Raw genomic sequence first — 11111 nt, 5'->3', positions numbered from 1 at the left:
ATCTCCTCAGATTATATTCAGTTGTTTAGCGAGTTTGTAATAATGCCCTTCAGTATCGACAAGGCGTTTTTTCATGCTCATTAAATCAATCGGGATAGGTTTATTGCTGCCATTAATAATGACCGCTTTATTCCGCATGCCCGACTGAATACAACGCACCACTTCCTCCGCCATAATGGCGCCCTGATAAATCTCCTCGCAGGTGGGATCGCCGTTACGCAGACCGTAACCAATAATCGTTTTACGAATGCGCACGCCCGTCAGCGGCTCCAGCTGTTTGATCAGGGTGTCGATTGCGCCCTGAAAGCCAGGCGAATATTCGCGCGTGTAGCCCTCCGAGCAAAGGATCACCACGCTGTTCTGCCGCTCCAGCCGCGCCCGGATACGTTCTGCCAGCTGCGGCACCGGAATCTGGCACTCCGGGATCAGCGCGAAATCAGCGTTGCTTTTAATCGCCGAGCGTAGCGTCAGCTCGCCGCAGAAACCGCCCAGCAGCTCCGCCATAAAAACGCGCCCGGCGAGCGCTCTGCCGGTATTGCGCAGCTTCGCCACCTCTTTTAATACCTGCTCGCAGGCGGTGGAAAAACCGATGGTGTAATCGCTGCCGAAAACATCGTTGTCGATAGTCATGCCGACGCCGAAACAGTTAACGCCAAATTCGCTCAGCGTATGCAAAAACTGCAGTGAACCATCGCCGCCCGCCATAATGACTATTTCCACGCGCAGCGCTTTAAGCTGCCTGGCTATTTGCTCATATTCGCTGCGTACTAATTTCTTTTCGGTTCTGCCGGACTGCATTAAAGGAATGGAGGCGACGGAATAATCAACCAGGTCACGCCAGGCGATCTCCTGATGATAATTGTTAAGCAGACCCGCAATGCCGCCGTTAAATAACACCATCTCCGCCTGCGCCAGTCGCGCCACCTGGAAGATAAAATTATTAATTCCGGCGACATCACCTCCGCTTATCACCATGCCAATTCTCATTATAAAAACCTCCCCGCTTAATCCGCTCTGAGGTTATTGTTCCGGTGAGCGCCTTTTAAATTTGCAACGAATATCACAAACTGAGCAGAGAAGGAGCGAGGATCAGGCTTGACATGCTCCGTATGAAGGCAATATTTGGGAGGATGGTCACAGTGACAAAAAAGAAAGAAATCTCTTTTTTTGGCTATTATTCATTAAGTTGAGATAAAAAGCGGCCTGTCTTTTTAGTGGTGTGCATTCAGCGAAGTTCACGCTTTTCACCATGATGCAGAATTGTGATTTCCACCTCATTTTTAAAGCGCATTCGCTTATTTAGACCTTTATTTATACAAGGGGTGATAATTTCTGGTGAAATTACTCTGCAGCAGAGAAGAGATTTTAGCGCCGGTAGTACAGAGAGAAGAGGCGGTTAACTGATAAGGCAGAGTAAGGCGGGAAATAACCTCTCTCTTGTGTAAAGAGAGAGGCCTGACATTATTTCGCGTAGGCTTCAGTTGAAATAGTCAGCGTCACGTCGTCGGCAACGGCTGGCACATATTTATCCAGCTTAAAGTCGGAACGCTTGATGGTGCCGGTGGCGTCAAAGCCGATAGCCTGCTTTTTCACCATCGGATGCTCGCCCTGTTTGTTCAGGGTAGCGTGCAGCGTGACCGGTTTAGTGATGCCCTTCAGCGTCAGGTTGCCTTCCACGTCGAATTTGTTATCGCCCTTCGCGACCACTTTGGTGCTGTGGAACGTCGCGGTCGGGTATTTCGCGGTATCAAAATACTCCGCGCCTTTAAACTCTTTCGTCAGCGCAGGAACATGGCTGTCGATGTGGCTAACTGGCAGCGTAACGTCAACGCGAGAAGCCGTTGGGTTTGCACTGTCAAACACCAGCGTGCCTTTACTGTCAGGGATGTCAGCGGTGGGATGGGAAAAGCCAAAATGGGTCCAGGTAACGATAACTGAAGTATGTTCCGGATTAAGCTCGTACTGCTGAGCGGCCGCCTGTGACAGCGGGACGTAGAGAGCGGTGGCAGCCAGCAGCGGCAGCGCAAGACGTTTGATATTTTTCACTTAGGGTTCCTTTTAAAACAGCCGAATCCCGTTGAGTGTCTCCGAAACGCTCGTGCAGATATAGTGAAGAGTTTTGGTCTTAATTTTCAAATAAATTCAGCAATATCCTGGCGTGACTATTGCGAACCCGCGCAATGCGTCGCCACCACAACGCCGTGATGCCACTGGCTGAGGAGCTGCGCCTGTGCCTGATGCAGCTGCGCCAGCGTAAGTGCCTCTGTTGAGGCCCTGCCAAGGTCGCGCAGCCCGTGCGCCTGGCGTAGCCCGGACTGCAACGCGCTCGTGGCGTCCGGCGCGGCGTTAAGCTGCGCCTCAAGGCGCGAGCGCAACGTCTCCAGCGTCTCCGCGTCATCAGGTATCTGCAGTTGCTGTAAAAAAAGATGGCACTGCTCCAGCAGCGCATCGGGCATGATCTGCGGCGACTGCAAAGCAAAGAGAATACCGTCGCGGTCGACGCAGCGATGATAGCGGCAGCTGACGACGTAGCCGATCTGCTGTTCGACGCGCATACGCTGGAAAAAACGCGGCTCCATCAGCAGCGCCAGCGCGCGCAGCGCCGCCAGTGATATCTCTCGCGGACAAGGCAGAAACAGCAACAGCGCGCTGTCGCGACTGTGATGTTTCACGGTCAACTGGTTGCCCTGCACCGGTTCTGCGGCTTTATCGTCAGTCGTCCCCGTCAGCGGCGAGAGCCACCTTGCGATAAGGTCATACTGCTGCGGCGAGCCGCCATACAGCGCCGCGCGCCAGCCCTTCGCAGGCGCAGCGCTCGCCACAACCTGTGGCAGCCGTCGCAGCAGCTCGCGGATCGCCACATCGTCCGACGATGGCTCAGCGTTCAGGCTTTCTCTCTGATGCAAGGCATCTGACAGCGACGCCAGCCACGCTTCGCTCTCCGGCGGCAATTGTGCCTCCAGCTGCCAGACGCCCTGGATCTCTTGCCAGCTTCCCCTGCCGCCTTGATGACGCAGCAGCGCGAAAAGCGGACGCAGGCGGCGGTCAATAGCAACGGCCGCCGCATGGCTAAGCGTGGTGAAAAAGGGGGGCCGCAGCATCAGCGTGACCGGCTCTTTGCCCGGCGCCAGGTGCAGCAGCGGCGCGCGGGCGGCGGGCGGCGTCAGATGTGGGGCGTGCGTCGCCTGGGGATGAAACCGCAGCGTCGGCAGCGCGCCGTTAAAGTGGCCAGGCGTCCAGGGTTGCAGCGCAAGGATAAACCCCTGCGTTTCCACCGTTTCGCCTTGCACTGCGGGCGAACTCCAGAGCCTTGCCTGCGGCGCGTTCATCAGCTGACGCAGCAGCGGGATAAAACCTGCCGTATGGGCGGGCGGCGCAAACCCGAACGCCCGCTCGCGCAGCTGATCGAGCGGCGTAAGCGCGGCGAAACGCTGCTGCGCCAGCCGCAGATAGTGGTGCTGCTGTGCCTGGGAGGTCTGCGCCAGCGCGCGCAGCGCCTGCGGATACCAGGCGCAGAGCGCCTCTGGCCGCGCCGTTTCGAACTGCAGCGCCAGCCAGCCGCCTGCGCTCTCCAGGCTAAGCCAGGTAAACTCAAGCTGCTGCGCCCACGCCTGCTGGCGCAGGGCGTGCATCGCGCCGCCTGGCGCCTCATCCTGTAAAAACTCACGCATCAATGTGACGTTGTCACGAATTGCGGCTGTATCGCCGCGCAGAGAGGCGGTGATGCGCAGCTCTCCCGCGCCCTGGGTGGCCAGCGCGATATCCGCCTCCCTGACAAAATGAATCGTGTCTGTCCGTGGCTCCGCTCTCCCCGACGGCAGTTGCCGGGCAAAGTTTTGCGCCAGCTGCTCCAGTTCCTCCAGCGTCTGCGGCCCCTGCAGCCATAGCTGCGTCTGACCCGCCTGAAAGAAGCGCTGATGAAACTGATGCAGCGCCTGCTTAAGCGCCCCGACATCGTCGCCAAAAGCGTCGCGGCTGCCGATATGAAAGCGCTGAAATGCAGATGGCGCGCTGACGCGCGTATTCAGCGCGGCTTCCCGTCTGGAGGGCGTATGCTGCTGAATCAGCCGATACTCAGCATCAATGACCGCTGACTCCTGCGCGATCGCGTCAGGGGTAAACTGCGGCGCGGCCAGCATATCCGCCAGACGCGCTACGCCTTCGGCCAGCAGGCTCGTCTCGACCTCGAAAAACCAGGCGCTGCTGCGCGTCAGCGTGGTGGCGTTGACCCGCCCGCCCGCAGCCTGCACCCAGGGCATCAACCGCGCATCGCCCTGAAACCGGGCGCTGTCGCTGAACAGCAGATGCTCCAGCAGGTGCGCCAGACCAGGCCAGGCCTCGGGTTCGTCATGACTACCCGCCGCAACCTGCGCCAGCGCGGCGGCCTGGCGCGCGTCGGGCTGATGGATCAGCGTCACGCGCAGGCCGTTCAGCTGCAGCTGACGGATATTCAGCACAATCAAAAGGTCCGGGTTTTATAGATAAGCTGCGAATTGGCACGGTTGCGGAACTGCAGCTGCCCTATCTTCACATCGCTGCACGCCGCCTCGCGCCTCGCCTCAAGGATCACGTCGTGGTGCGGCGACTTGCTGCACACCGGATCGGCGTTGTCGGCATTGCCGGTCAGCATGAAGGCCTGACAGCGACAGCCGCCAAAGTCTTTCTCTTTCTCATCGCATGAGCGGCAGGGTTCAGGCATCCAGTCGAAGCCGCGGTAGCGGTTAAAGCCGAAAGAGCGATACCAGATATCCTCCAGCGACTGTTCCAGCACCGACGGAAACGCCACCGGCAGCTGGCGCGCGCTGTGGCACGGCAGTGCGGTGCCTTCCGGCGTGACGCTGAGGAAGATCGCGCCCCAGCCCCCCATGCAGGGTTTGGGACGCTCTTCATAATAGTCCGGCGTCACAAACAGCAGATTGGTCAGGTTGCCAGTGCCGCTCATGCGTTCGCGATAGCGGCTGACGACTGCTTCCGCCTGCGCGATCTGCTCGCGCGTCGGCAGCAGGCCCTGACGATTCAGCTGCGCCCAGCCGTAGAACTGGCAGGTGGCCAGCTCTACGTCGTCCGCTTCCAGCTCGATGCAGAGGTCGATAATCTTGTCGATCTGATCGATATTGTGACGGTGTAACACAAAGTTCAGCACCATCGGATAGCCATGTTTCTTTACCGCTCGCGCCATCTCGAGCTTTTGCTGAAACGCCTTTTTCGACCCCGCCAGCGCGGCGTTTAGCGTCTCGTCGCTGGCCTGGAAGCTGATCTGGATATGGTCCAGGCCCGCCTCGGCGAACGCGTCCAGCTTCTTCTCGGTCAGGCCGATGCCGGAAGTAATCAGGTTGGTATAGAAACCGAGATCGCGTGCCGCGCGGATCAGCTCCGGCAGATCTTTACGCGTCAGGGGTTCGCCGCCCGAAAAGCCGAGCTGGACGCTGCCCATGGCGCGCGCCTGGCGAAACACCTCAATCCACTGCGCCGTGGTCAGCTCTTTCTCCTGCTGGGCGAAGTCGAGCGGATTTGAGCAGTAAGGACACTGCAACGGACAGCGGTAAGTCAGCTCCGCCAGCAACCAGAGCGGCGGATTGACGGCAGGTTTATTCTGGGTCACGAAATATTATCCACTTTTGTTCATGCGCCGCGCGCAGAAACTCTTTGACGTCTTCGCCGACGCCGCCCGCTTCCGGGAAGCGCGCGTCGAGGTCGGCGATAATAGCGGCCACACTCTCTTTTCCGTTTACCCGTTCCAGAATGGCGGCAGCCGTTTCATTCAGCTTCGCCATGCCTTCCGGATAGAGCACCACATGGCTCTCCTGCGCGGCTTCCCACTGCATACGATAGCCGCGGCGAAACGCGGGGATGGAGTTTTCATTCATGGGGTTATACCAGTCGTGTAGTGTGCCAGGCCGCCTTATCGGTGACCGTATGGTAAGGCGGACGATTCAGCGCGTAGGCCATGGTCATGGCGTCCAGCATGGTCCAGAGAATATCGAGCTTGAACTGCAGGATCTCCAGCATCCGGTTCTGCTTCTCTACCGTATCGCAGAACTCAAGCGCCAGCGCCAGGCCGTGCTCAACATCGCGGTTCGCCTGGCTCAGACGGCTGCGAAAATAGAAGTAGCCCTCTTCCTTGATCCAGGGATAGTGCTGCGGCCAGCTGTCGAGACGCGACTGATGGATCTGCGGCGCGAACAGCTCGGTCAGCGAGCTGCAGGCCGCTTCCTGCCAGTTGGCGCGGCGCGCGAAGTTAACATAGGCGTCGACGGCGAAGCGTACGCCCGGCAGCACATGGCGCTCCGACAGCAACTCCTCGCGCGTTAACCCTACCGCTTCGCCCAGCCGCAGCCAGGCTTCAATGCCGCCGTCGTGGCCGTTGCTGCCGTCGTGATCGAGAATACGCTGCACCCACTTGCGGCGCGTTGCGGGATCGGGGCAGTTCGCCATGATCGCCGCATCCTTCAGCGGGATGCTGGTCTGGTAGTAGAAGCGGTTTGCCACCCAGCCCTGGATCTGCTCGCGCGTCGCGTCGCCGTTGTGCATCGCGATATGGTAAGGATGATGAATATGGTAATACGCGCCTTTATCGCGCAGCGCCTGTTCAAACGCCTGCGGCGTCAGCGTCTCGGTTATCTGCATCACTCACTCCTGAAGATGAATCGCCATGCCGTCCCAGCTTACTTCTATGCCCTGCTGCGTCAGGAACTGACGCTGCGGCGACTGCTCGTTAAGGATCGGATTGGTGTTGTTAATGTGAATAAGAATTTTGCGTTTCGCCGGCAGCGAGGCGAGCAGCGCCATCAGCCCCTGCTCGTCGGAGAGCGCCAGATGGCCCATCGCCTTGCCGGTATTGGTGCCAACGCCGGTCGTCTGCAGCTCGTCATCTTTCCAGACGGTGCCGTCGATCAGCAGGCAGTCCGCCTTCTGCAGCCAGGGCATAATCACCGCGTCCGGCTCGCCGAGGCCCGGCGCATAGAGCAGCGTCTGTTTAGTGGCGATATTTTCAACAAACAGCGCCACGTTGTGCCCCGGCAGCGGGCGGTCGCGGTAGGGAGAATAAGGCGGCGCGTTGCTGAGGATCGGGATAGCGGTAAAGCGCAGATCGGGACAAACATCGACGCTGAAAGGCTCCAGCGGCGCGATCGGACGATGCTGTAGCCCGCCGTTCCAGTGTTTCAGCATGGTGAAGACGGGAAAGCCGCTGGTGAGATCGGCATGCACTTCTGGCGTGCACCACACCTGATGCGGGCAGCCTTCGCGCAGGCTAAGCAGACCGGTAGTGTGATCGATCTGGCTGTCGGTAAGTATAATGGCGCCGATGGCGGTGCCGCGCAGCACGCCCTTTTTTATCAGTTCCGGCGTATGAGCGATCTGCTGGCTGATATCCGGCGAGGCGTTGCATAACACCCAGTTTTCGCCGTCGTCGCTGAGAATAATTGAGGACTGGGTACGCGCGCTGGCCTGAATCGTACCGTTGCGCACGCCCTGACAGTTGGCGCAGTTGCAGTTCCACTGAGGAAAGCCGCCGCCGGCGGCGGAGCCAAGGACTTTGATATACATAGGGAAACCCGGTGTTGAAACAAAATGCCCGCGCAGCTGGCGGGCATAAATATTAACGGTTGGAGATGTACAGCGTTACTTCCAGACCGAGACGTAAATCAACAAATTCAGGTTTTTTCCACATAATAGTCTTCCTCTAAGGTGAATGAACAAAGCGATACCCGTCAGGTATCATTACGTAAACAATCAAATGATTATGCACGCAATTTTGAGCCGGCTGATGGTGCGCTAACGGCGCAGCGAGATCAACCCGCAAATGTTATGGAAATGAATCAACCTCGCCAGATCGCCTGCAGCACGCGTTGCCAGTTGGCCGAGGCGAGCTTCTCCAGCCGATCCTGATCATAGCCCGCATCGCGAAATGCTGCGAACAGTCGCGGCAGCCCTGACACATCTTTTAGCGCCTCTGGCGTGGAGATGCCGTCAAAATCGGAACCAAATCCGACATGATCGCTGCCCATTATCATTATGAGCCGTTCATAATGCCTGACGATTTCGCCCAGCGGCGTGTCGCCGTCGCGTTTGCCGTCGGCGCGCAGAAACGCGTTGCCGAAGTTAATGCCGACCATGCCGCCGCTGTCGCGAATGGCGATTAGCTGCGCATCGGTGAGGTTTCGCGGCTGGGCGCAGAGCGCATGGGCGTTGGAGTGGGTGGCGACCAGCGGCGAGTCAGAGAGCGCGGCGGTGTCCCAGAACGCTTTTTCGTTCATATGCGATACGTCGATCAGCATATTGAGCGCGTTAGCCTGCTTAATCAGTGCTTTACCAGCATCGGTAAGGCCCGGTCCGCTGTCCGGCGAGCCGGGAAACGCGCCGGTAACGCCGACGCCGAAGCGGTTAGACAGGTTCCAGAAAGGACCGATGCTGCGTACGCCCGCGTCGTAAAATGCCTGCAGCTGTTCGCCCTCTTCATCCAGCGCATCCGCGCCTTCGATATGGGCCACCAGCGCCAGCACGCCCTCGGCGCGGCAGGCGGCAATATCGGCGGCGCTGCGGCACAGGCGCGCGCGCCCCTGCGACTGACTGGCGATCTGCTGCAGAATAGCCAGCTGCTGCCACATGATCTCCAGCGGCTGATAAGGCGTATCGGCAAGGTGCGGCGTCGTCTGGGCGATATAGGCCTGAGGCGGCACAAAGATCGCGAACAGGCCGCCGAAAAAGCCGCCCTGCTGCATGCGCGGAAAATCGAGGTGGCCGCGTTCAATACCGTTAAAGAAGGCGTCGACCGGCGCATCACGATGATTCAGCCACAGATTGAGCAGCAGATCGTTATGGCCATCAAAAGTTAACATCGGAGAAATAAGCGCTTAAAAAACTCGACATCAGGCTATGTTACGCGCCCGCAGGATAAACGCCAAACCAGAGGGCACGAATGGTTACTCCGACGCTGGCGGCGGCGTAACAGAGAAGCGATCGAAAATTTTATAGGTGGCGACATCGAACAGCGAAACCGCCTCGACCTCCGCCATGGGAATAAGGTGACGGAAGTGCTGCAGGTTCAGCGGTTCGGAATCGGGAGTGATATTCTGCGCCAGGTAAAGTTCGTAATAGCGATGCTGTTCGCAGAAGCGCAGCGTCTCTTTGTCGCGGTAGCCGCTGATATAGGGGATAAGCGCCAGATGCTGCGTTTGCGTATGTTCGATGCGCGGCGCGGCGACATAGCCAATATAAACCTTGCGCGATTTCAGCGTCACGAATACCAGCCTCTCTTCTTCTATCGCCTGCAGTAGCAGCGACTCCATGCCATCTTCTCTGGCGACTTTACGGTATTCCGCCATGCTGCTTTTCCCGTCCCGCATCGATCGTCGCGCCGCCTCGCCCGCTCGCCAGGCGCGCAGGCAGGCGAGCGCCAGACCCAGCTCGAAAAAGAGCGGATAATTCATCAGCGTGGTGCGGGTCAGCCAGGAGTAGTAATCCCGGACGGCGTAATCGGGGGAAAAGAGATGAGGAACAGAGAGGAGCAGACTCAGAAGGAACAGCGCGACATAGATAAGCGCCACGCCAAAAAAGCCCTGAAGCGCGAATTTCGCGCCGTGCATCGCCACGTAAAAATAGGCGATCCAGCCGCTTGAGCGGGCCTGACGCGTGCGCGAAGGGTAATGGTTTTCCGTATACCAGTAGCCGCAGACCAGCACGACCATAATGACCAGCGGTCCCATCGCGCGCCCTTAACGTTTTTGCGCCAGCTCTTCCATACGCGCGCGCATCGCTCTGCCCACGTCGGGGTTATTCATATTCAGTCGGGCATTACCGTTAACGTCGAGGATAAGCTTGTCCTGATCGGAGTAACGCAGATCTTCATTGGTTAATCCGCGCATAAACTTATCTGGCTCGGCGAACCACTTGCCTATTAACCTTTGCAGCCTGTTCATTTTACCTCCTCGCCTTTACATCGCGCTGATGTATGCGGTTGCGCTCTGTTGAGTATACGCCAGACGCAACGAACATTCCTTGTTCAGCTTTCTACGCTGTTTTGTGCTGCCGCGCAACCGCATCCTGCTTTAACCGCCCTGCGCTACCGTCAGGCCGCGATAAAAGGTGAGTTTCACATCAAGCGTTTTCGGGAGCAGACCATATTTATGGTAAAAGTCCGCGGTCTCCTGCTGCTGTTGCACCGTATTGTCGTCGATGCTTTGCCAGTGTGACTGGCGACGGGAGAACGATTTTTCCGCTGCGGCGGGCGGGAAGCCGATAATCTTCGCCAGCGTCTGCGCGTAGTCGCTGACGTGGCTGTTGGCCCAGCGGTCCGCCGCCGCCAGCCGATTGACGTAATCCTGCAGCGCGGCGCGTTTATCGCCCTCATTGAGGGCGGCGTCGGTGGCGGCCAGGAAGCTGTTGCCGGTAGCCAGCCCCACGCCGTTTACCAGTACGCGGCCCGTCTGCGTGACTTCCGCCAGCGCGGTATAGGGATCCCACGTCGCCCAGGCGTCTACCGAGCCGTTAGAGAGCGCGATACGCGCATCGGCAGGCTGTAAAAAGCGCCAGACAACCTCTTTATCGCTTAACCCGGCCTGCTCAAGCGTTTTTAACGCCTGCAGGTGGCCGATGGAGCCGCGTCCGGTGGCGATGCTTTTCCCTTTCAGATCGGCGGCCGTTTTAATCGGCGAATCGGGACGCACCAGCACCGCCAGCCCGGCGGGCACCGATTTGCTTACCGCAACCGCTTTCACCTGCGAACCGGCAGCCAGCGAGAAGAGCAGCGGCGCGTCGCCGATAATGCCGGCGTCAACCGCGCCCGCGTTGAGCGCTTCCGCCAGCGGCGCGGCGGCGGGAAACTCCGCCCACTCTATGGTGTAGTTCAGATTGTCGAGCTGATGCGCTGACGCCATCTCGGCGCGCATATTGCCCTTTTGATCGGCGATGCGCAGCGTGACGGCCTGTGCAGACGTCGCGGTGGCCAGCGCCAGCGCGATATAAAGGGTGTGATATTTCATGCGGCTTCCTCCCGGCGCAAAACATCCAGAGTAAAGCGGACGTTGAAAATCGCCGATGCCGATTCCGCATGAGGTTAGCCGCCGGACGCATAAGGCTGAGGCTTTTGCGCCAGCGGTTGTCACCCTGGC

General features: G+C 58.7%; 12 protein-coding genes. All 12 read right to left on the bottom strand.

All coding sequences use genetic code 11. The features are described from left to right. Nucleotides 1-6: 6 nt before the first annotated feature. A complete protein-coding gene (locus tag EKL29_RS03470; protein WP_120452547.1) occupies nt 7-987 on the bottom strand; it encodes a 6-phosphofructokinase in 981 nt (326 codons plus the stop codon). 474 nt (nt 988-1461) lie between these two features. Next, nucleotides 1462-2046 (bottom strand): YceI family protein, encoded by a 585-nt coding sequence (locus EKL29_RS03465; RefSeq protein ID WP_120452545.1) that lies wholly within the window; start codon nt 2044-2046, stop codon nt 1462-1464. A gap of 116 nt (nt 2047-2162) precedes the next feature. Continuing rightward, a complete protein-coding gene (gene pqqF, locus EKL29_RS03460) occupies nt 2163-4457 on the bottom strand; it encodes a pyrroloquinoline quinone biosynthesis protein PqqF (protein ID WP_158618916.1) in 2295 nt (764 codons plus the stop codon). A 2-nt stretch (nt 4458-4459) separates the two neighbouring features. Further along, nucleotides 4460-5602, bottom strand: a complete 1143-nt coding sequence (pqqE, locus tag EKL29_RS03455; protein ID WP_120452541.1) for a pyrroloquinoline quinone biosynthesis protein PqqE — start codon at nt 5600-5602, stop codon at nt 4460-4462. Next, on the bottom strand, nt 5589-5867 hold the full coding sequence (gene pqqD, locus EKL29_RS03450; protein ID WP_120452539.1) for a pyrroloquinoline quinone biosynthesis peptide chaperone PqqD: 279 nt from the start codon (nt 5865-5867) through the stop codon (nt 5589-5591). The genes pqqE and pqqD overlap by 14 nt, the downstream gene beginning before the upstream one ends. 4 nt (nt 5868-5871) lie before the next feature. Beyond that, nucleotides 5872-6627: a pyrroloquinoline-quinone synthase PqqC gene (pqqC, locus tag EKL29_RS03445; RefSeq protein WP_120452537.1), complete on the bottom strand. Its 756-nt coding sequence runs from the start codon at nt 6625-6627 to the stop codon at nt 5872-5874. 3 nt (nt 6628-6630) lie between these two features. Further along, nucleotides 6631-7548, bottom strand: a complete 918-nt coding sequence (gene pqqB / locus EKL29_RS03440) for a pyrroloquinoline quinone biosynthesis protein PqqB (RefSeq protein ID WP_126688851.1) — start codon at nt 7546-7548, stop codon at nt 6631-6633. Between the two features lie 52 nt (nt 7549-7600). Beyond that, nucleotides 7601-7672, bottom strand: a complete 72-nt coding sequence (gene pqqA, locus EKL29_RS03435) for a pyrroloquinoline quinone precursor peptide PqqA (protein WP_010617686.1) — start codon at nt 7670-7672, stop codon at nt 7601-7603. Nucleotides 7673-7820: 148 nt separating this feature from the next. Continuing rightward, nucleotides 7821-8840, bottom strand: a complete 1020-nt coding sequence (locus tag EKL29_RS03430) for a dipeptidase (RefSeq protein ID WP_120452534.1) — start codon at nt 8838-8840, stop codon at nt 7821-7823. Nucleotides 8841-8924: 84 nt separating this feature from the next. Continuing rightward, a complete protein-coding gene (locus EKL29_RS03425) occupies nt 8925-9707 on the bottom strand; it encodes a hypothetical protein (protein ID WP_126688850.1) in 783 nt (260 codons plus the stop codon). A gap of 9 nt (nt 9708-9716) precedes the next feature. Next, entirely contained in the window at nt 9717-9920 is a 204-nt protein-coding gene (locus tag EKL29_RS03420; protein ID WP_126688849.1) for a hypothetical protein, read from the bottom strand. 129 nt (nt 9921-10049) lie between these two features. Beyond that, a complete protein-coding gene (locus tag EKL29_RS03415) occupies nt 10050-10982 on the bottom strand; it encodes an ABC transporter substrate-binding protein (RefSeq protein WP_126688848.1) in 933 nt (310 codons plus the stop codon). Between the last annotated feature and the right edge of the window lie 129 nt (nt 10983-11111).

Source organism: Pantoea sp. YU22, assembly GCF_003970755.1.
Lineage (GTDB): Bacteria > Pseudomonadota > Gammaproteobacteria > Enterobacterales > Enterobacteriaceae > Pantoea > Pantoea piersonii.
This window is presented reverse-complemented; position numbering and strand designations above follow the sequence as displayed.

Coding starts and splice junctions, on each gene's coding strand:
- pqqB (WP_126688851.1), bottom strand. CDS start 7,548: ATGTATATCAAAGTCCTTGGCTCCGCCGCCGGCGGCGGCTTTCCTCAG.
- pqqC (WP_120452537.1), bottom strand. CDS start 6,627: ATGCAGATAACCGAGACGCTGACGCCGCAGGCGTTTGAACAGGCGCTG.
- EKL29_RS03430 (WP_120452534.1), bottom strand. CDS start 8,840: ATGTTAACTTTTGATGGCCATAACGATCTGCTGCTCAATCTGTGGCTG.
- EKL29_RS03425 (WP_126688850.1), bottom strand. CDS start 9,707: ATGGGACCGCTGGTCATTATGGTCGTGCTGGTCTGCGGCTACTGGTAT.
- EKL29_RS03415 (WP_126688848.1), bottom strand. CDS start 10,982: ATGAAATATCACACCCTTTATATCGCGCTGGCGCTGGCCACCGCGACG.
- EKL29_RS03420 (WP_126688849.1), bottom strand. CDS start 9,920: ATGAACAGGCTGCAAAGGTTAATAGGCAAGTGGTTCGCCGAGCCAGAT.
- pqqD (WP_120452539.1), bottom strand. CDS start 5,867: ATGAATGAAAACTCCATCCCCGCGTTTCGCCGCGGCTATCGTATGCAG.
- EKL29_RS03470 (WP_120452547.1), bottom strand. CDS start 987: ATGAGAATTGGCATGGTGATAAGCGGAGGTGATGTCGCCGGAATTAAT.